This window comes from Nocardioides luteus, from assembly GCF_000960475.2.
Classification (GTDB): Bacteria; Actinomycetota; Actinomycetes; order Propionibacteriales; family Nocardioidaceae; genus Nocardioides; species Nocardioides luteus_A.
This window is the reverse complement of sequence record NZ_JZDQ02000029.1, coordinates 65,226-85,773: the sequence shown is the minus strand read 5'-3', so window position 1 is coordinate 85,773 and position 20,548 is coordinate 65,226. Positions and strand designations below refer to the sequence as shown.

The window sequence follows — 20,548 nt, the reverse complement described above, 5'->3', positions numbered from 1 at the left end:
CTAACTGACGTCTCGGCCGACCTAACTGACGTCTCGGCCGACCTAACTGACGTCTCGCCCGACCTAACTGACGTCTCGCCCGACCTAACTGACGTCTCGGCCGACCTAACTGACGTCTCGGCCGACGTACGTGACTTCTCGGCCGACCGGGGTGACCACTCGGCTAGATGCCTTCGGTCAGGTCGCGGACCTCGGCGTAGCGGGAGCGGACGGCGGGGTCGGGGTCGGCCTCGTACGTCTCGGTGCCGGCGAGCTCCCAGGAGGGAGGCTCTTCGCCGCCGGTGAGGGTCCAGGCGGCCTGCCGGGCGGCGCCGTCGGCGACGTACTCCCCCGGCTCGGGAACGAGGACGGGGTGGCCGAGGACGACGGGGGCGAGACGGCGTACGGCCTCGGAGCGGGCGCCGCCGCCGACGAGGAGGACGCGATTGACCGCGACACCCTGAGCCTTGAGCGCATCGATGCCGTCGGCGAGACCGCAGAGCAGGCCCTCGACGGCGGCGCGGGCCAGGTGGGCGGGCTCGGCGGTGGCGAGGGTCAGTCCATGGATCACGCCACGGGCCGAGGGCCGGTCGGGGGTGCGCTCGCCCTCGAGGTAGGGCACCAGGACGAGACCGCCGGACCCCGACGGCGCCGAGAGCGCCAGCCGGGAGAGCTCCTCGTGGCTCACCCCGAGCAGCCGGGTCGTCGCGTCGAGGACCCGGGCGGCGTTGAGGGTGGCGACCAGCGGCAGGTAGCGGCCGGTGGCATCGGCGAAGCCGGCCACCGTCCCCGACGCGTCCGAGGTCGGTGTCTCCGAGACCGCGCACGCGACGCCGGAGGTGCCGATGGAGACGACCACGTCGCCGGGCCGGGCACCCACGCCCAGAGCCGCGCCGGCGTTGTCGCCGCAGCCGGGGCCGAGGAGAGCCCCCGAGGACGTACGTCCCGCCGACACCGACGGCGCGAGCACCTCCGGCAGCACGACGTCGTCGCGCCCGAGGGCACGTTTGAGTAGGTCGCGACGGTACTCGCCGCTCACCGCGGAGTAGTAGCCGGTGCCGCTGGCGTCGCTCCGGTCCGTACGCAGCGCCGCCAGCCCCGGCGCACCGGCCAGCTTCCAGGTCAGCCAGTCATGGGGCAGGCAGACCGCCGCGACCCGGGCCGCGGCGTCGGGTTCGTGCTCGGCCAGCCAGCGCAGCTTGGTGGCCGTGAAGCTGGCCACCTGCACCGAGCCGACCGCCTCGGCCCAGGCCGCGGCACCCAGTTCGGTGTTGAGCGCGGCGGCCGCGGCGGCCGAGCGGGTGTCGTTCCACAGCAGCGCGGGACGTACGACCTCTCCGGCCTCGTCCAGGCAGACCATCCCGTGCTGCTGCCCACCGACGGAGACCGCGGCGACGTCGTCGAGCCCGCCGGCCGCCTCGGCGGCCGACTGGAGCGCGGTCCACCACGCCGCAGGGTCGACCTCCGTCCCCTCGGGGTGCGGCGCGGAGCCGGAGCGCACCAGCGCCCCGGACTCCGCATCACGGATCACGACCTTGCAGGACTGGGTCGAGGAGTCGACCCCGGCGACGAGCGACATGCCTGGCAACCTAACGAAGCCCGAGCAGGTGGTCCATGGCCAGCTGGTCGAGGTGCTCGAACCCGTAGCCGTGGTCCAGCTTCTCGATGTCGTAGCTCGCCTGACGGATGTCCTCGAGCGTCTCGCCCTCGGCGAGGGTCGGCACCGACAGCTCCTCGACCTGCGAGGCCTCCAGCGCGGCCTTGACCTCCGGGTCCGCCCGGAACGCCTTGGCACGCTCACGCAGCACGAGGTAGTTGCGCATGCAGCCCGCGGCCGAGGCCCACACGCCGTCCTCGTCCTCGGTGCGCGGCGGCTTGAAGTCGAAGTGGCGCGGGCCCTCGTAGCCCTTGGACTCCAGCAGGTCGACCAGGTTGAACGCACCCCGCAGGTTGCCGGCGCCGAAGCGGAGGTCCTGGTCGAAGCGCGGCCCGTGCTGGCCGTTGAGGTCGATGTGGAAGAGCTTGCCGTGCCACAGCGCCTGGGCGACGCCCGAGGCGAAGTTGAGCCCGGCCATCTCCTCGTGGCCGACCTCCGGGTTGAGACCGACCATCTCCGGGCGGTCGAGGGTGCTGATGAAGGCGAGGGCGTGGCCGATCGTCGGCAGCAGGATGTCGCCCCGCGGCTCGTTGGGCTTCGGCTCGATGGCGAAGCGGATGTCGTAGCCCTGCTCGGTCACGTAGTCGCCGAGCAGGTTGACCGCCTCGCGGTATCGGTCCAGCGCCGCCGCGATGTCCTTCGAGGCGTGCGACTCGGCACCCTCGCGGCCACCCCACATGACGTACGTCGTGGCCCCGAGCTCCGCGGCGAGGTCGATGTTGCGCGCGACCTTGGCGATCGCGTAGCGGCGCACCTCGCGGTCGTTGGAGGTGAACCCGCCGTCGCGGAAGACCGGGTGGCCGAAGAGGTTGGTCGTGGCCATCGGCACCTTGAGGCCGGTCTCGTCCAGCGCTGCCTTCAGCTTGTCGATCTCCGCCTGACGCTCGGCGTCGGTCGCGTCGATCGCGAAGACGTCGTTGTCGTGGAACGTGATGCCGTAGGCACCCAGCTCGGCCAGCTTGTGGACCGAGTGCGCGACGTCGAGGTGCGGCCGGCTCGCCGACCCGAACACGTCCTGGCCGTTCCAGCCGACGGTCCACAGACCGAAGGTGAACTTGTCGTCCGGGGTGGGGGTGTAATCCGTCATAGCCTTGGTTCCTCACTTTAGTTCACGACTCGGACTATCTACCCCAGATGAAACGCGATGCACGTCACATTGTCAACCGGTTCGACGCCTGAAGGTGGGTTGGTTGACCTCAAGTTCAGATCTTGGTCTAATCCCATCCATGACGGTCCGAACCGAGCCTTCCCAGCATGCCGGGATGCGGGCGAGCAACCTCGCGCTCGTGCTCGGCGAGGTCGCCCGCACCGGCCCGGTCTCCCGGGCCCGGGTCGCCGTGCACACCGGTCTGACGAAGTCGTCGGTCTCCGGGCTGGTGACGGACCTGATCTCCGCCGGCCTGATCGGCGAGAGCGCCCCCGCCGCGACCGAGCGCGGCCGGCCGGCCACGGCGCTCACCCTCGCCCCCGGAGGCGCCGCCGGGCTCGGTCTGGAGATCAACGTCGACTACCTGGCCGCCATGGTGACCGATCTGACCGGCGCGCCGCGCTACCACCACGTCGTAAGCCGCGACAACCGTGACCGCGAGGTCGACGAGGTGGTCGCCGATCTCATCGAGGTGGCCCGCACGGCAGCCGCCAGCGCGACCTCCCAGGGCCTCCCCCTGGCCGCGGCGTGCGTGGCGGTGCCCGGCCTGGCGGTCGACGGCATCGTCGTGCGCGCTCCCAACCTGGGCTGGGCCCACGTCGACCTCGCCGCCGCGATCCACGAGGGCACCGGGCTCGAGGTGGACCTGGAGAACGAGGCCAATCTCGCGGCTCTCGGCGAGATGTGGTTCGGCGGCCACGAGCACGAGGGCGCGCCGCTGCGCGACTTCGTGCACGTCTCCGGCGAGATCGGGATCGGCGGCGGCATCGTGGTCGGCGGTGAGGTCTTCCGTGGTGCGCACGCCGGTGCCGGCGAGCTCGGTCATGTCGTGGTCGCCCCCGACGGCCCGCGGTGCGGCTGCGGCGGCCACGGCTGCCTGGAGCGGATGGCCGGTCAGCAGGAGATCCTCGCCCGCGCGCAGGTGGCGACGATGGCCGAGCTCACCCAGGCCTGCGAGGCCGGGGACCGGGCCGCTCTCGATGCCGTCGCCGACGCCGGTCGTCATCTCGGGGTCGCACTCTCCTCGGTGCTCACCCTCCTCGACCCTGCCGCGATCGTGCTCGGCGGCGCGTTCGCCACGCTCGCGCCCTGGCTCACCACGGCGACCGCGGCCTCCATCAGCCACCACACCGGCGCCGCCGAGCCGCCCCGCCTGCTCGTCTCCGGCCTCGGCAGCGACGCCGCCGTGCGCGGGGCGGCCGGGACCGTCGTACGCCGCGTCATCGCCGATCCCGCCGCCCACCTCGCCCGGCGTCCCTAGGACGAGGCACTAGGACCAGACCCTAGGGCGAGACCGTCGCCGTGGTGATCCGCCGGTCAGCCGCGCTGACCCGGTGGACCTCGCCGGTGATCGTGACCAGGGCCTTGTCGCTGCCGGACCCGCCGGCGGCCGAGGCGGCCTGGACGTCGGAGAGCTCCGCGATGCCCTCGGCGACGGCGGTGGCGACCTTCTCCCCGGCCGAGGCGGCCACCCAGACCTCGACATCGCCGGGCTCGACGATGCGGGTGAGGCTGCGGTCGGTGAAGGCCAGCCGGGTCGTAGAGACCTCGAAGCGCACCGTCGCCGACTCACCCGGTCCCAGCGCGACGCGCTGGTAGCCGAGCAGCTGGGTGACCGGTCGCACCACGGAGGCGAGCAGGTCGCGGCCGTAGAGCTGCACCACGTCCACGCCGGCGACCTCACCGAGGTTGGTGACGGTCACCTCGACACCGAAGGTGCCGCCGGCCGCGACGGAGCGGTCGGCGGAGAGCCCGCTGTAGCCGAAGGTCGTGTAGGAGAGCCCGAAGCCGAACGGGCGCGCCGGTGTCGGGTCGGTGCTGGTGACCTCGGATGGACCGCCGAGTAGTGGCTGCAGGTAGCTGTAGGGCTGGGTGCCGGAGACCCGCGGCATCGAGACCGGGAGCCGCCCCGACGGGTTGACCGCGCCGGAGATGACACGCGCCAGCGCCGGCCCGCCCTCCTCGCCGGGGAAGAAGGCCTGCAGCACCGCAGCCGGACGCGTCTCGTCGTCGAGCGCCCAGCCGATGGCGTACGGCCTGCCGGTGACGACCACCAGCACGACCGGCGTCCCGGTCGCGACGATCTCGGCGACCAGCTCGCGCTGGACACCGGGGAGCTCGAGCGACTCGGAGTCGTTGCCCTCCCCCACCGTGCCGCGGCCGAAGAGCCCGGCCTGGTCGCCCACGACGACGATCGCCACATCGGCCGCGGAGGCGGCCGAGACGGCGGCCGGGAAGCCGGAGTGGTCCGAGCCCTCGACGTCACATCCGGCGACGACCTCGATCGGGGCGCCGCCGAGCTCGGCTTGGAGCGCCTCGGCGATCGTCGGCAGCTCGATGCCGAGGGGTTCGTCGGGATAGCTCGCCATCACGTGGTTGACGAAGGAGTAGCAGCCCATCAGCGCCTCGGACCGATCGGCGTTGGGACCGATGATCGCCACCTTGCCGGCGCCGCGCGCGAGCGGGAGGATCCCGTCGTTGCTGAGCAGCACCACCGACTCCTCGGCCAGCCGGCGTGCCAGGGCGCGGTGGGCCGGGGAGTCCAGGTCGATCGACTCCGGCGCACCCTCCTCGAGAGCTGTCACGAACGATGAATCCAGCAGTCCGAGCGACTCCTTCTGCGCGAGCGCCCGGAGCACGGCCCGGTCGACGAGCGACTCGGAGACCTCCCCGGAGCGGATCAGCGCGGCGAGCGGCTCGAGGTAGGCATCCCCCGTCGGCAGCTCCACGTCGACGCCGGCCTCCAGAGCCAGCGCCGCGGCCCGCCCGCGGTCGGCGGCGATGGCGTGCATCACCGCGAGGAACGCGACCCCGAAGTAGTCGGCGACCACGACGCCGTCGAAGCCCCAGGTCTCACGCAGCAGCGTGGTGAGCTGGTCGACCGAGGAGTGCTGCGGCACCCCGTCGATGTCGTTGTACGACGCCATCACCGACCTCGCTCCGCCGTCCAGCACCGCCATCTCGAAGGGCGGCAGATAGATGTCGGCGATCTCTCGAGGTCCCGCGGAGACGGGCGCGTGGTTGCGGCCGGCCCGCGAGCCGGAGTAGCCGACGAAGTGCTTCAGCGTGGCATGCACGCCGGCGGACTGCAGCCCCCGGACGTACGCCGTCGCGACCGTCCCGACGAGATAGGGGTCCTCGCCGATGGCCTCCTCGCAGCGGCCCCAGCGCGCGTCGCGGATCACGTCGAGCACCGGGGCGAGCCCCTGGTGCACACCGAGGGCACGCATGTCAGCGCCGATCATCGTGGCCATCTCCTCGACGGCCTCGGGATCGAAGGTGGCGCCCCAGGCCAGCGGCGTCGGGAAGGTGGCGGCCTGCCAGGCCGCCAGGCCGGTGAGGCACTCCTCGTGGACCAGGGCCGGGATCCCCAGCCGGGTCTGCGCGACCAGGCGACGCTGCTCGGCCCACAGCCACGCGGCGCGCTCGGCGGGATCGACCGGCCGGGTGCCGTACACCCGGGTGTAGTGACCCAGGCCGTGCGCGGTGATCTCCGAGAGGCGGCGGTCCTCGGCGCCGTCGGCGTCGCGGCTCATCTCGTTGGCCATCGGCGCGACGACGTCGCCGCCGCGGTCGAGCCAGTAGCCCACGATCTGGGCGAGCTTCTCCTCCAAGGTCATCTGCGCGTGCAGGTCGCGTACGCGATCGGAGACCCGCGGCCAGGCAGGCAGGGGTGCGTCGGTCATCGGTTCAGTCACAGGAGGTGTCCGTTCTAGCCCTTGACCGCACCCTGCAGGCCGCTGACAAGGCGACGCTGGAAGGCGAGGAAGAGCACCAGGGCGGGGATCATCGCGAGCGTGGTGAAGGCGAGGACCCCGGCGGTGTCGGCGGAGTGCTCGGTGGAGAAGTCGGCGACGCCGAGCGGGAGGGTGCGCATCTGGTCCTGGAGCAGCAGGAGCGGAAGCAGGTAGGCGTTCCAGGAGGTCACGAAGGCGAGCACGCCGACGGTGATCATCCCGGGTGCCGACAGCGGCATCAGGACCCGCCAGAAGACGCTGATCCGGCCGGCGCCGTCGATCAGCGCCGCCTCCTCCAGCTCCTTGGGCAGCGCCATCAGGAACGGCCGGAGGATGACCACCGTCATCGGCAGCGCGAACGCCGCCTGCGGCAGGGCCACGCCCCACCAGGTGTTCGCCATGTGCAGGTTGCGGGTGATGATGATGAACAGCGGGATGATCGCCACAGCCGCCGGGAAGAGCAGGCCGAGCACGAAGACCATGAACAGCGCCTCGCGCCCCCGGAACTGGTAGCGAGCCAGGGGGTACGCCGCCATCAGCCCGAACACGACGGTGACCACCGTGGTGATGATCGCGATCATCGTCGAGTTGAGGGCGTACTGCCAGAACGAGGGGTTGCTCAGCACGCCGGCGTAGTTGCTCCACACCCACGGGTCGGGCAGCCCGGCCGGCTTGTCGGCGAGCTGCGCGTTGGTGCGGAAGCCGCCCATCGCGCCGTAGAGGACCGGGCCGACGGTGATCGCGACCACGATCAGCGCGATCAGGTAGACCCACAGATTGCCGCCGCCGGACCCGGCGCGACGCCGCTTCGGGAGTGATCCGCCCGAGCCGTTTCCGGTCTCGGCGAGAGGGTCGAGAGTCACGCCGGCCATCACGCCGCCTTTCGCTTGCGGGAGAGGGCACCGAACAGAGCACTCTCCGCCCGGGTGTAGCGCTGGGTGTCGTCCTGGGTGTCACGGCGCAGGATCAGGACCTGGTAGGCGAGCGCCATCGCGAAGGCGATCACGAACAGGATCACCGAGGCGGCACCTGCGATGCCGTAGTTGTGGCGCTTGGTGCCCTCGTCGATGAGGTAGGTCGCCATGGTGGCGGTCGCGTCCGCGGGGCCGCCCTGGGTGAGCACCCAGATCATGTCGAAGCACTGGATCGAGCCGATCATGGACAGGAACGCCCAGGTACGCATCGTGGGCCCGAGCAGCGGGATCGTGATCCGCCACTGCGTCTGCCACCAGGAGGCGCCGTCGAGCTGGGCGGCCTCGTGGAGCTCCTCGGAGACGCCCTGCATGCCGGCCAGGAAGAGCAGCACGGCCAGGCCGAGGTACTTCCAGGTCAGCACCAGGAGCACGATCCACAGGGCGTACTCCGGGGTGCCGAGCCAGCCCTGCTCGGGTGGGGTGAGCCCGATCTGCGCGGTGACGGCGTCGATGAAGCCGTACTGCGGCTGCAGCAGCTGGAGCCAGACGACCGCGGCGATGACCTCGGCCAGCACGTACGGCACGAAGATGATGGTGCGCAGCAGGCCCTGGCCGCGCATCTTGCGGTTGAGCAGGAGAGCGATCGCCACGCCCAGCGGGAGCTGGAGCAGGATCGAGCCCACCACGATGACCATGTTGTGGCCGACCGCGCTGCGGAAGACCTCGTCGCCGAGGACCTCGGCGTAGTTCTCCAGGCCGACGAAGTCGGTCAGGTCGCCGAAGCCCTTCCAGTCGTAGACCGAGAAGCGCACCGCGGTGACGATCGGCCAGGCGACGAACAGGGCGATGAGGGCGAGCGCAGGGGTGACGAAGACAAGGATCTCCAGGCGCTTGCGCCAGTCGTCGCCACGCCGGTTCGGACCGGCGGAGCCGGTCCCCGCGGGACCGCCGGGGGCCCGGCGTACAGCGCCTGTACGCCGGGCATCCGAGGTGGCGTGCCCTGACGCCGCCGCAGCGGGTTCGGTCACGTCGTGTGTCACAGGGTCAGCTCACTTTTCCTTGTCGGCGGCGGCCTGGGTGGCCTTGACGATGTCGGCGGCCGAGCCCTTTCCGGCGAACACGTTGACGATGGCGTCGTTCATCGCACCGCCCACGGACTGCCCGAAGGCGGTGTCGAAGTAGAGCTGGACGTACGGGGCGCTGTCGCGCACCTTGATCAGGTCGGCCAGAGCCGGGTCGGTCAGCGCGCCGGTCGCGTCGGGGTTGGTCGGCAGGCCCATGCCGTTCTTCGCGAAGCCCGTCTGGACGTCGGTGGAGAGGAGGTACTTCACGAAGTCGACCGAGGCGTCGGGCGCACCCTCGGAGACCGCCCAGGCGTCACCGCCGCCCATCTGCGCGGCCGGGTCGCCCTGGCCACCCTCGATCTGCGGGAACGCGAACCAGCCGGTCTTGTCCCCCAGTCCCTTCTTGTCCTCGGTGATGCCCTGCATCACGCCGGGCTCCCAGTGACCGGCCAGCTCCATGGCGACCTTGCCGGTCGCGAGGAGGCCGGAGGCCGAGGTCGGGCCCTCCTGGGCGCCGGTGGAGAGGAAGCCGTTGTTGAACGGCTTCTTCGCGACGATGTCGACGAGGTCGTCGCCGGCCTTCTCGAAGCAGGCGTCGGAGAAGTCCAGGCTCTTGACCGCCGAGGTGAGTACGTCCTCGGAGCACTCCCGCACCGCGGTCCAGTAGTAGTAGTGGGCGGCCGGCCAGGCGTCCTTGGCGCCGACCGAGACCGGCTGGATGCCCGCGGCCTTGAGCTTGTCGACGGCGGCGTAGAAGTCCTCCATCGTCGTCGGCGCGGTGGTGATGCCGGCCTTGGCGAAGAGGTCCTTGTTGTACCAGAACCCGACGACGCCGATGGAGAACGGCAGCGCGTACGTCTTGCCGTCGACCTGCCAGCCGGCGACGGAGCCGCCGATCATGTCGATCTCGTCGCTCGCGTCCTCGGACAGGTCCTTGGTCAGGCCCGCCTCGACGTGGTCGGCGAGCTCGCCGCCGCCACGCTCCATGTAGACGTCCGGGATCTGCTCGGGGTCACCGCTCTGGAAGGCGGCGTCGAGCTTGGTGAGCATGTCCTCGTGGGCGAAGGCCTGCACCTTGACGTCGACGCCGGGGTTGGCCTTCTCGAAGTCCTTGGCGACCTGCTCGTAGTAGCCCTTGCCGGGATCGTTGTTGGAGTTGTGCCACCAGATGATGGTGTTGTCGTCGCCACCGGAGTCGCCCGAGCTGCCACAACCGGTGGCGGCAATCATCAATCCGGCGCACAGCGCGGCGAGCGCTTGTGTCTTCCTCGACATCTTGGGACCTCTTCGTCACAGCTCTGGATGTATGGGTCATGTGACTGCCGCCACATATCGGGGTCGAGCATGGCAAGTCCGGGCCGTCGTGTCAATCGTTGTCGATAACGTTTTCGTAGATGGTTATCGAACATGCCCCAAGTGGGCTACTGTCAGGGGCATGAGTACGCTCGACCAGCCCCGCCCCCGCCGGGTGACGATCACCGACGTCGCCCGGGAAGCGGGGGTCTCGGTGGCCACCGTCTCGAAGGTCATCAACGAGCGCTACGGAGTCAGCGAGGCGACGAGCGAGAAGGTCCTCGCGGTGATCGACCAGCTCGGCTACCAGTCCTCGCTGATCGCCTCGAGCCTGCGCCGCAAGTCCACCGGCGTCATCGGTGTGCTCGTGGCCGAGTTCGAGCCCTACTCCGCCGAGCTCCTCAAGGGCATCTCGGCGGCCCTGGACGGCACCGGCTACGAGCTCCTGGCCCATGCCGGCCGCAGCGGCGCCCACAACCACACCGGCTGGGAGCGCCGCTCGCTGTCCCGCCTGGGCCACACCCTGATCGACGGCGCGATCGTGGTCACCCCGTCGATGATCATCACCGACGAGACCACCATCCCGGTCGTCGCGATCGACCCCCACACCGGACCCGACGGCCCGATGACCGTCGACGCCGACAACATCACCGGCGCCCGGCTCGCCGTCGACCACCTGATCGGGCTCGGTCACCGGCGCATCGGCTTCCTCGGCGGGCGTCCGGACCTCCGCTCGGCGGCCCTGCGCGAGCAGGGCTACCGCGAGGCCCTCTACGACGCCGGCCTGAGCGTCTCCCCCGACCTGATCCGGGTGGGCGGCTACCACCCCGAGGTCGCCGAGGCACCGGCCCGCGAGCTGCTCTCGCTCCCGGTCGCCGAGCGGCCCACGGCCATCTTCGCCGCCAACGACATCTCCGCGATCAAGGTCATCGAGGTCGCCGGCTCGCTCGGCCTTCGCGTGCCCGAGGATCTCTCGGTGATCGGCTTCGACAACGTACCCGAGGCCCGCGACGCCACCCCGCCGCTCACCACCGTCGCCCAGCCGCTCCACGAGATGGGCCGCGCCGCCCTCGAGCTCCTGCTGGAGCTGCTCGAGGGCAAGCAGACCGAGCGTCACCTGCGGCTGCCCGCCGAGCTGGTCGTGCGCAGCAGCACCGCGCCGCCGGCGTGATCATCCCGGAGGACGACAGCTGATCAGCCCGCGGGCTGACGACTGCGTAGGCATCGCGCCACGACGATGGTCACCATGATCCGACGTCTTGGAGCTCTTCTCGCCATCGCGGCCGTCGCCGCCGTACTCCATGCCGAGCCGGCGGCCGCCGCGCAGAGCGACGACCGGATCGCCGCGGCCGTCGAGGACTTCGCGACCGCGAGCGGCTACCCCGGGATCGCCGTGGTCGTGACCGACAGGGACGGGATCAGCGACCGAGCCGGCTACGGCGTCGACTCCCGGGGAGAGACGATCACCGCGACGACGCGGATGCCGGTCGCCTCGGTGAGCAAGACGATGACGGCGGCCGCCGTCATGCAGCTGGTCGCCGCCGGCCGGGTCGACCTGGATACGCCCGTCTACGACTACCTTCCGGACTTCCGGATCCGCGACCGGCGCGGCGCCGAGATCACCGTCCGGCATCTGCTCACCCAGACCTCCGGCATCACCGACCTCACCCTGCGGGAGAAGAGCCTTCCGCAACCGGAGACGCTCGCCGCGGCCGAGCGCCGGGCTCGCGGTGCGAGCCTGGCCACCGACCCGGGTGCGGAGTACGCCTACACCAACACCAACTTCCACCTCGCCGCGCGCATCGTGGAGAGGGTCTCCGGCGAGCCGTTCGGCGACTATCTCGAGCGTGAGATCTTCCGGCCCGCCGGGATGACCCGCACCACGACGATCGACGTCACCCCCGAGGATCTTCCGGCCGACGTCGCCGACGGTCACGTCTGCGCCTACGGCCTGACCCCGTCGGCCGCCGAGCCCCATCGCTTCGTCAACGGCTCCGACGGCGTGATCACCACGGCCGAGGACCTCGCCAGGTGGCTCCTCGTCCAGCAGAACGACGGGGTCGCCCCCGACGGCACCCGGGTCCTGCCCGCGGGGACCGTACGGCAGATGCAGACGCCGCAGGGCGATGCGACCTACGCGCTCGGCTGGGAGGTCGATCGCGGCTCGGCGGGCCCGGAGGTGGGCCACGGCGGGATCTGGTTCACCTATACGGCCGACGTCCTCCTCACCGACAGCGGCCACGGCATCGTGGTCATCGGCAACAGCGGCCTCGGGCTGGGCAACGAGGGAACGGGCGGGCTCGGCACCCGGATCGCCGACATCACCGACGGCAGGACGGCCGACCCGATGCCGCCGATCCGGCTCTGGACCGACCTCGTCCTGGCCGGCTTCACGCTGCTGACGATCGTGCTCGGCGTCCGGCGTCTCGCCCGGACAGGGACGTGGGTGCGCAAGCACGCCGGCAAGGCGTGGTGGCGGATCGCGGCGCGGCTGATGCCGCGGCTGGGGCCGACCGTCCTCCTGTTCAGCCTCCCCTACCTGATCGGGCTGCTCGTCGGCGGAGGACGCGACGTCAGCCTGCTCCAGCTCGCCTACTACTCCCCCGCGCTGATGGCCTGGACCGGCATCGCGGCCGTGGCGAACCTGGCCACGATCGTCGTACGCATCCTCGGGCTGCGCCGCCGCGACGTCCGCGGGCCGGAGGCGGGTGCGGCCGACGGCCCGGCCGCGCACCGGCCTCTCGGTGCAGCGGCTGCCTCGTGACCGGGGCCCGGTGGCGTACCTCCGTCAATAGATGCAGCGAAAGGCGCACATCCCGTGCGGAGCTCCGCCGGGGATGTGCGCCTTCGCCTGCACACCGTGCTGAAGGAACAGCTACACGTGCCCCGTGGCCGAGGCCCGTCGCCGGGAGAGCGCGTCGACGCTGGCCGCGACCAGGAGCACCAGGCCGGTGACCATCCAGACGGTGCCCTGCGGCTGGTCGAGCAGGCCCATGCCGTTGTCGATGACGGCCACCACGGTGCCACCGATGACGGCGTCGATGACGCGGCCCTTGCCACCGAAGAGCGAGGTGCCGCCGATGACGGCGGCGCCCACGGCGTAGAGCAGCGTGGTCTCGCCACCGGTGTTGGGGTTCACCGAGTTGGTGCGGCTGGCGATCATGATGCCGGCGACCGCCGCCATGGTCGAGCAGAGGACGAAGCATGACAGACGGACCCGGAACACGTTGATCCCGGCCCTGCGCGCCGCCTCGGCGTTGCCGCCGACCGCGTAGACGTGCCGGCCCCAGGCGGTGCGGGTCAGCATGAAGGTGAGCACGATCAGCAGACCGACGATCACCAGCAACGAGACGGGCACCCCCTTGAGCGAGGTCAGCGCCGGGTTACGGCTGCGCTCGACGGAGAGATAGCCGACCACCGCGAGCACCACGACCGTCAGCAGCCCGGCCTTCAGCGCCCACAGCAGGATGGGCTGCACCGTGAGGTTCTTGGCGCGGCGGCGCGCATCGGCGACGTACGTCGTGGCCGCATAGCCCACGATGCAGACGACGGCGAGCGCCCAGCCGAGCCAGACCGGCAGGTTGGAGTTGTTGAGGCCGTTGATGAAGTCGTTGCGGTAGGGGATCGTCCCGCCCTCACCGATCATCGACAGCAGCACGCCCTGCAACCCGAGGAACGCGGCCAGGGTGACCACGAACGACGGGATCCCGAGCCTGGCCACCAACAGCCCGATGAGCAGGCCGATCACCGCGCCGGTGAGCAGCGCCGCGACCAACGCCAGGAGAAGCGGCCACTCCTGCCGGGTCAGGAACACCCCGAGCACGCCGGCGCAGGTGCCGCCCGCGAAGCCCGCCGAGAGGTCGATCTCGCCCAGCAGCAGCACGAACACCAGGCCCATCGCCAGCACGGTCACGCCCGCCGACTGGCCGATCAGGTTGGCGAAGTTGAACGAGTTGGTGAACTGCTCGGGCCGCAGCGCGGAGAAGACCACGACCAGCGCGACCAGCCCCAGCACCGCCGGCAGCGAGCCGACCTCACCGCCCCTGAGCTTGGCCAGGTAGGCCCGGAAGATCCCGCCCAGCGAGTTGTCCGGCATCGGGTCCGGCGACGACGGATCCGCCACCGGCCGGTCTTCGGTGTCGATACTCATGCGGCACCTCCTTCAGGAACGACGCCCGTGGTGATCGCTTCCACGACCCGCCCGCGGGTCGTCGAGGCGGCATCGATCTGGCCGACCATGCGCCCCAGGTAGAGGACCGCGATGTCGTCGGCCACCTCGAAGACGTCGTTGAGGTTGTGACTGATCAGGAGGACGCCGAGGCCGTTGTCGGCCAGCCGCCGCACCAGCCGGAGCACCTGCTCGGTCTGGGCCACGCCGAGGGCCGCGGTCGGCTCGTCGAGGACGACCAGCTTGGAGTTCCACAGCACGGCCCGGGCGATCGCGACGGTCTGACGCTGGCCGCCGGAGAGGGAGGCGACCGGCGTACGCACCGACTTCAGCGTACGCACCGAGAGACCGTCGAGCGTCTCCCGAGCGCGCTGCTCCATGGTGTCCTCGTCGACCAGCCGCAGCCGTTTCATCTCCCGGCCGAGGAACATGTTGTGGACGACGTCGAGGTTGTCGCACAGCGCGAGGTCCTGGTAGACGACCTCGATCCCGAGCGCGGCGGCGTCCTTCGGGTTGGTCACCTTCACCGGCTCGCCCTCGAAGAGGTAGTCGCCGGCGTCGAAGAGGTGGATACCGGCCATCCCCTTGACCAGGGTGCTCTTGCCGGCGCCGTTGTCGCCGACGAGCGCGGTGACCCGGCCGGCCCGCACCGAGAGGTCGACTCCGCGCAGGACCTGCACGGCGCCGAAGGACTTCTCGACGCCGCGCAGCTCCAGCAGCGGACTCACTGAGGCACGCCGTTCTCGGTGCACAGGTCCGCGATCGCACCGGCGCACACCTCGGCGGCGTCGGCCTGACCGTCCTTGATCACGGTGCCGACCGACTCCTTGGTGACCCAGACGGGCTCGGCGAGCACCGAGGGCACGTCCTTGCCGGCCTCGGTGTCCTTCACGGAACCGGTGGCCAGCGCCGAGGCGGCGTCCTCGTCGCCGTTGATCAGCGCGATCGCCAGGTCGGCGGCGGCCTTGGCCTCGAGCGCGGTGTTCTTGTAGACGGTGCCGCACTGGAAGCCCTGCAGGATGTTCTGCAGACCCTCGACCGAGGCGTCCTGGCCGGTCACCGGGATCTTGCCCTGGACCTTGTTGGCCTTGAGCCGGGCGATGATGCCGCCGGCCATGGTGTCGTTGGCCGAGACCACGCCGTCGATCTTCCCGCCGTTGGCGGTGTACATCTGGTCGAAGACCTGGCCCGCCTTGGTGGCGTCCCACTCCCCCGACTGGTCGCCGACCAGCTTGTAGGTGCCGTCGTCGATCTTCGGCTTGAGCGCCTTCTCGTAGCCCGACTTGAACAGGGCCGCGTTGTTGTCGGTGGCCGCGCCGTTGACGTAGACGATGTTGCCGCCCTTCTTGCCCGCGGCGGTGATGCACTCGTCCAGGCCGGTGCCCATCAGCTCGCCGACCTTCACGTTGTCGAAGGAGACGTAGTAGGACGCGCCGCCGTTGAGCGTCAGCCGGTCGTAGTCGATGCTCGTCACTCCCGCGTCGGCGGCCTTCTTCAGGCAGGCGGTGCCGGACTCGGAGTCGAGGTTGGTGATGATGATGACCTTGACGCCCTCGTTGATCATGCTGTCGCAGAGCTGGCCGAACTTGGCCGTGTTGCCCTGAGCGTTCTGGATCGTGGCCTTGAGGTCGGCGTCCTTGAACGCGTTCTCGAGGTTGGGCCGGTCCTGGGACTCCCATCGGGGAGACGTGGTCGCGTCGGGCAGGATCACCCCGACGTCGGTGCCGCCCGAGTCGCCCGAGCCGCCGTCACCGTCATCCGAGCTTCCGCCACATGCCACGAGCGTTGCGGTCGACAGGGTCGCGACCGCGGCGACCGCGAAGAGGCGGCCGATCTTGTGCGTGTTCATCCTCGAACTCCTCAGTCCTGGTGTGATCTAAGTCACGTCGGGGTGCAACCTATCTCCTCCGGCGGCGTTGTGAAACGGTTTCGAGGAGATCTCGATGACGGAATGACAACGCCCGTACGCCAACACGTCACCACTGCCCGTTATGGTGCGACGGCTCCCGCACACCGACGTCCACTAGAACAGCGATCACGTGACCGCCATCTCGGATTTCCCCACTCCCCCGGCCACCCGGGACGACCGCGAACCCAAGAGCCCCAAATATGGGCACACCCCGGGGCACACCTCCGGACACATCAGCGAGATCCACGGCCTGCGCGGCATCGCCCTGACCCTGGTGGTCGCCTTCCACCTCTTCGGCAACGGCCGGGTCTCCGGCGGCATCGACGTCTTCCTGGTGATCTCCGGCTTCCTCGCCACCCGGTCGCTGGTGGGCAAGGCCGAGCGCGGCCGGGTGAGGCTGGGCGAGCACTACGGACGTACGTTCGCGCGGCTCGCCGCACCGGCCCTGCTCGTGCTGGCCGCGACGGCCGCGCTGATGGTCGTCTTCATCCCGCAGACGCTGTGGACCCAGACGACGCGCGAGATCATCGCCTCGGCGACCTACCTGCTCAACTGGGAGCTCATCTCCAGCCAGCTCTCCTACGGCGCGGCCGGGCCCTCCTCCACCCCGGTGCAGCACTTCTGGTCGCTCGCGGTGCAGGGACAGTTCTTCCTGGTGTGGCCGCTGGCCGTCGTCGGTCTCGCCGCCCTGCTCCGCGTGGTGACGCGCGGGCGGCTGGGCCTCGCCCGGGTGCTGTTCGTGCTGACCGCGGCCGCGTTCGCGGTCTCCTTCCTCTACGCGATCAAGGTCTCCGCGGCCGACCAGGCGGCGGCGTACTTCAACTCGGTCACCCGCTTCTGGGAGATCGGCGCCGGTGCCTTGACCGCGCTCGCGCTGCGTCGCGTGAGCCTGCCGGAGAGCATCAAGCCGTACGCCGCGTGGGCCGGTCTCGCCCTGGTCGTGAGCTGCGGTTTCGTGATGGACGGCGCTGACCACTTCCCGGGGCCGCTGGCCCTGTGGCCGGTCACCGGGGCGCTGCTGGTGATGGCCGGCTCGACCCCGTCGCCGCGGGGACCGCGGCGCCTTCTGGAGACCCGGCCGCTGCGGTTCGTCGCCGACATCTCCTACGAGCTCTACCTGTGGCACTGGCCGCTGCTCATCGCCTGGCTCTACTACACCGGCGAGGAGCGCCTCACCCTCGCCTCGGCGGCGGGCGTGCTGGTCGTCTCGACCCTGCTCGCCTGGGCGACCAACCGGCTCGTGACCCGCCAGGTGCAGACGTACGTCATCAGGCCCGGCGGTCCGCGGGCCCTGGTCGCCACGCTGGCCGCCCTCGCGGTCGCCGTCGGCGCCGGCGCGAGCGGCCTGGTCGCGATCGACCGCTCGGAGGACCGGGCCATCGCGGCGGCGGCCAGGCTCGCCAGCGCCGACCCCTACACGACCGACTGCCTCGGCGCGGCCTCGCTGGCGGCGAGCTCGTCAGGAGACGCCTGCCGCAACCCCGAGCTGCGTGGCGAGCTGATCCCGGCGGTGGCCGCGATCGGCGAGGACGACGACAACCGCGGGCAGTGCTGGTCCTTCGAGGAGCGCCCGGTGCGGTTCAGCGCCTGCCCGAACGGCGCCGTCGAGGGCTACCAGAAGCGCCTGCTGATGGTCGGCGACTCCCACGCCGTCGCCCCGGTGGGCGCGCTCGACCTGATCGGCAAGCAGCGCAGCTGGCGCATCGACGTCGCCGCCCGCGCCGCCTGCCACTGGAACGCCCGCCCGCTCGGCCAGAACATCGCCGACAACCGACCCGCCTGCGCGGAGTGGAACCGGCAGCTCGAGGCCTACCTGCGGGCTCCCGAGCAGCAGGACCTCGACGCGATCATCGTCACCCACTCCGCCCGCAAGACGACCCAGCCGCTGGCCGGCGAGACACCCTACGAGTCGACCGTCAACGGCCTGGTCGAGGCATGGAGCCACCGCCCCTCGAAGGACGTCCCGGTGATCGCGCTGGTCGACAACCCGATGTTCGAGCCCGACACCGCCGCCTACCTCCGCACCACCCTGGGCTGCATCCAGCGACACTCCCCCGAGACCGCGGGCGCGGCGTGCGGGCGGCCGCGCACGGACGTGCTCGTCAAGGACCCCCACCGCGACGCCGTCGCCCGCGACCCCAACGCCCACCTGGTCGACATGACCGACCTCTTCTGCGAGGAGCGGGTCTGCCCGGCGGTGATCGGCAACGTCATCGTCTACCGCGACGGCAACCACATCACCTCGCGCTACGCCCGCACGCTGGCGCCCTACCTGGGCCGGCAGCTGGCCCAGGTCATCGACTAGCGCGAGTCATCGACTAGCGGGCGACGGCGAGCGCGTCGATCTCGACGAGCATCTCCTCGCGGGGCAGACCGGTCATCACGGTGGTGCGGCACGGCAGGATGCCGCCCTCGGCGACCCGCGAGCCGATGAACTCACCGTAGGCGTCGTTCATCGCGGCGAAGTCGTCGCGGGTCGTGAGGTAGACCCGGAGCATCAGCACGTCCTCGAAGCCCGCACCGGCGGCAGCCAGGATCGCCTCCACGTTCTGCAGGGTGCGCACGGTCTGGGCCTTCACGTCACCGGGGAAGAGATATTCGTTGGTGGCGGGGTCGACCGGACCCTGGCCGGAGACCTGGATCAGGCCGCCACGGACGACGCCCTGGGAGAAGGTGTGCGCGGGGGCGGGAGCCTGGTCGGTGGAGATGCGGGTGTCGGTCATGGGATGGGTTCCTCTCGGGGTGTTCTCATGAGCTCCGGCCGGCCCAGTCGGCGGAGATCGCTTCGGTGGCGGCGAGGAGCTGCGGCACCAGGGCACGCACTCCCTCGCGGGGCAGGATCACGTCGGGCACGGAGACGGAGACCGCGGCGACCACGCGCCCGGTCTCGTCGCGTACGGGCGCCCCGACGCAGTTGATGAAGTCCTCGTGCTCGGCGGCGTCCTCGGCCCAGCCCTGCTCGCGGGTGCGGGCGAGCACCTCGCGGTAGCCGGCCGCGTCGGCGATCGTGCGGCTGGTGAACGGATGGAAGTCGATGCCCGCGATCACGGCCTCGCGCTCCCCCGGCGGCAGGTCCGCGACCAGCACCTTGCCGACGGCGGTCGCGTGCAGCGCGGCCGGCAGCCCCACCCGGGAGTACATCCGCACCGCATGGGTGCTCTCCACCTTGGCGAGGTAGATGGCCGTGCCGTTCTCGTAGCCGGCCAGGTGGACGGCCTGCCCACCGGTCTCGGCCGCCAGCCGGGTCAGATGGGGCTGGGCCACGTCGCGGATCGCGTGCTGGGCCAGCGCGGCGCCGCCGAGCGCGAACAGCCGGGAACCGAGGTGGTAGCGCTGGCGGTCGTCGCGGCGTACGAACCGGTCGGCCTCCAGGGTGTGCAGCAGCCGCATCGCGGTCGTCTTGTGGACCCCGAGGCTGGCGGCCACCTGGTCGAGGGACCGCTCGCCCTCGCCGAGCTCGATGAGGATCTGCAGCGCGCGGGAGAGACTCTGGCTCATCGGGCCACCTCCGTAGCGCAAGCGCCAGAATACGGACGCGGCCCGATGAAAGATCCGATGTTCGCTCGCTGACGCTCGCTCATCGGGCCCCCTCCCGGGTCATCAGGGCCGGGGAGTCGATGCCGGCGGCGCTCACCCGGGTTGCGGCCCAGGCGTCCTCGGAGCAGTCCAGCAGCCGGGCGCGTACGTCGGCGGCCGGCGGTGTCGCATGGTCGCCGGTCGCGGCCAGCACGCCCGCCGCGACCAGGTGGCCCTGCCGCAGGCGGCCCACCGGGCCGATGCCGTCGACGAGCGCGGCGAGGTAGCCGGCCGCGAAGCCGTCGCCGGCTCCCACCGGCTCCACCACGTCGACGCGGAGCGCGGGGACCTGGGTGGTCGTGCCGTCCGGGTCGTGCTCGCTCGCCGCGTGGGAGTCGGCCTTGATCACCAGTCTCGGGCGATCGCCCAGGAGCTCGCGCAGGTCCGGCGGGGTGTGCACACCGAGCGCCGCCCGCGCCTCGTCGGCGCCGAGCAGGACGATGTCGGCCGCACGGAGCAGGTCGAGGAGCCGTTCGTTGCTGCGGCCGGCCCACAGGGCCGGGCGCCAGTTGAGGTCGACGCTGAGCCGGAAGCCGAGCTCCTCGCGCAGGGCCAGCAGGCGCTCGACCAGCGCCGAGCCCTCCTCGAGGATGCCGGCGGTGATGCCTGAGGTGTGCACGACCGCGGCCGTGGCCAGCGCGTGGGCGACCCCGGGCCGGTCGAGCAGGTCGGCGTCCATCGCGGCCGCCGCGGAGCCGGCGCGGTAGTAGTGCATCCGGCTGCCCTCGGGGGCCGGGTCCTTCAGGTAGAGCCCCGTCGGCCGCTGCGGGTCGCGCTCGGTCTCGACGTCGACGCCGCGGGCGGCCAGGTCGTCGGTCACGACGTCGCCGAACGGGTCCCGGCCGAGCCGGGACACCCAGGCGGTCCGCACGCCGAGAGCGGCCAGACCTCCGGCGACGTTGGCCTCGGCGCCACCGACCGAGCGGCGCAGGGTCGTCGCTGCGGCCAGCGGCTGCTCGCCCTCCGGACGCAGGACGACCATCGCCTCCCCGAGACAGACCACTCGCACGTCTCCGCTACTGCCCACGAACGGGGCTCCTCCCTGTTGGTTCTCCGCGGCGCCGTTGACGGCCGCTGTGACCGATGCTACAACTAACGAATCGA

Annotated in this window: 16 protein-coding genes; 4 read left to right on the top strand and 12 right to left on the bottom strand. The window is 71.1% G+C overall.

The genetic code is table 11. From position 1 onward, the window contains the following. Window positions 1-163: 163 nt before the first annotated feature. The gene (xylB, locus tag UG56_RS19635) at window positions 164-1,558 is read right to left on the bottom strand and encodes a xylulokinase (RefSeq protein ID WP_071327217.1); all 1,395 of its coding nucleotides are present in this window, start codon (window positions 1,556-1,558) and stop codon (window positions 164-166) included. A gap of 10 nt (window positions 1,559-1,568) precedes the next feature. Further along, a complete protein-coding gene (xylA, locus tag UG56_RS19630) occupies window positions 1,569-2,723 on the bottom strand; it encodes a xylose isomerase (RefSeq protein ID WP_045552148.1) in 1,155 nt (384 codons plus the stop codon). A gap of 139 nt (window positions 2,724-2,862) precedes the next feature. On the opposite strand from xylA, the gene UG56_RS19625 reads away from it, so the two are divergent. Beyond that, entirely contained in the window at window positions 2,863-4,044 is a 1,182-nt protein-coding gene (locus UG56_RS19625; protein ID WP_071327216.1) for an ROK family transcriptional regulator, read from the top strand. Window positions 4,045-4,066: 22 nt separating this feature from the next. On the opposite strand, the gene UG56_RS19620 is transcribed toward UG56_RS19625, so the two are convergent. Genes UG56_RS19620 through UG56_RS19605 form a run of 4 tightly spaced genes read right to left on the bottom strand, consistent with a single transcriptional unit; the run spans window position 4,067 to window position 9,773 of the window. After that, window positions 4,067-6,469 (bottom strand): beta-glucosidase family protein, encoded by a 2,403-nt coding sequence (locus UG56_RS19620; protein ID WP_045551441.1) that lies wholly within the window; start codon window positions 6,467-6,469, stop codon window positions 4,067-4,069. A gap of 26 nt (window positions 6,470-6,495) precedes the next feature. After that, a complete protein-coding gene (locus UG56_RS19615) occupies window positions 6,496-7,392 on the bottom strand; it encodes a carbohydrate ABC transporter permease (protein ID WP_084101328.1) in 897 nt (298 codons plus the stop codon). Beyond that, window positions 7,392-8,462, bottom strand: coding sequence for a carbohydrate ABC transporter permease (locus tag UG56_RS19610; RefSeq protein ID WP_256206766.1), 1,071 nt, complete (start codon window positions 8,460-8,462; stop codon window positions 7,392-7,394). The genes UG56_RS19615 and UG56_RS19610 overlap by 1 nt, the downstream gene beginning before the upstream one ends. A 21-nt stretch (window positions 8,463-8,483) precedes the next feature. After that, window positions 8,484-9,773, bottom strand: coding sequence for an ABC transporter substrate-binding protein (locus UG56_RS19605; RefSeq protein ID WP_045551443.1), 1,290 nt, complete (start codon window positions 9,771-9,773; stop codon window positions 8,484-8,486). Window positions 9,774-9,933: 160 nt separating this feature from the next. Between UG56_RS19605 and UG56_RS19600 the strand changes: the two genes are divergently transcribed. Both UG56_RS19600 and UG56_RS19595 read left to right on the top strand, forming a co-directional pair. After that, window positions 9,934-10,962, top strand: coding sequence for a LacI family DNA-binding transcriptional regulator (locus UG56_RS19600; RefSeq protein ID WP_045551444.1), 1,029 nt, complete (start codon window positions 9,934-9,936; stop codon window positions 10,960-10,962). Window positions 10,963-11,037: 75 nt separating this feature from the next. After that, window positions 11,038-12,555: a serine hydrolase domain-containing protein gene (locus UG56_RS19595; RefSeq protein ID WP_084101333.1), complete on the top strand. Its 1,518-nt coding sequence runs from the start codon at window positions 11,038-11,040 to the stop codon at window positions 12,553-12,555. Window positions 12,556-12,666: 111 nt separating this feature from the next. Here the strand turns inward: UG56_RS19595 and UG56_RS19590 are convergent, their stop codons facing one another. From UG56_RS19590 to UG56_RS19580, 3 genes are read right to left on the bottom strand one after another with little or no spacing between them, the layout of a single operon-like run. Continuing rightward, window positions 12,667-13,941: a sugar ABC transporter permease gene (locus tag UG56_RS19590; RefSeq protein ID WP_045551850.1), complete on the bottom strand. Its 1,275-nt coding sequence runs from the start codon at window positions 13,939-13,941 to the stop codon at window positions 12,667-12,669. After that, a complete protein-coding gene (locus tag UG56_RS19585) occupies window positions 13,938-14,687 on the bottom strand; it encodes an ATP-binding cassette domain-containing protein (RefSeq protein ID WP_045551849.1) in 750 nt (249 codons plus the stop codon). Before UG56_RS19585 ends, UG56_RS19590 begins: the two co-directional genes overlap by 4 nt. Next, entirely contained in the window at window positions 14,684-15,808 is a 1,125-nt protein-coding gene (locus UG56_RS19580) for a sugar ABC transporter substrate-binding protein (protein WP_045551848.1), read from the bottom strand. Before UG56_RS19580 ends, UG56_RS19585 begins: the two co-directional genes overlap by 4 nt. 190 nt (window positions 15,809-15,998) lie before the next feature. Between UG56_RS19580 and UG56_RS19575 the strand changes: the two genes are divergently transcribed. Further along, a complete protein-coding gene (locus UG56_RS19575; RefSeq protein WP_071327215.1) occupies window positions 15,999-18,173 on the top strand; it encodes an acyltransferase family protein in 2,175 nt (724 codons plus the stop codon). A gap of 13 nt (window positions 18,174-18,186) precedes the next feature. Here the strand turns inward: UG56_RS19575 and UG56_RS19570 are convergent, their stop codons facing one another. The 3 genes from UG56_RS19570 to UG56_RS19560 all read right to left on the bottom strand — a co-directional run bounded on the left by UG56_RS19570 (window position 18,187) and on the right by UG56_RS19560 (window position 20,471). Further along, entirely contained in the window at window positions 18,187-18,591 is a 405-nt protein-coding gene (locus UG56_RS19570; RefSeq protein ID WP_045552085.1) for a RidA family protein, read from the bottom strand. 25 nt (window positions 18,592-18,616) lie between these two features. Beyond that, the gene (locus tag UG56_RS19565; protein ID WP_045552084.1) at window positions 18,617-19,366 is read right to left on the bottom strand and encodes an IclR family transcriptional regulator; all 750 of its coding nucleotides are present in this window, start codon (window positions 19,364-19,366) and stop codon (window positions 18,617-18,619) included. A gap of 79 nt (window positions 19,367-19,445) precedes the next feature. Continuing rightward, entirely contained in the window at window positions 19,446-20,471 is a 1,026-nt protein-coding gene (locus UG56_RS19560) for a sugar kinase (RefSeq protein WP_071327214.1), read from the bottom strand. Window positions 20,472-20,548 lie beyond the last annotated feature (77 nt).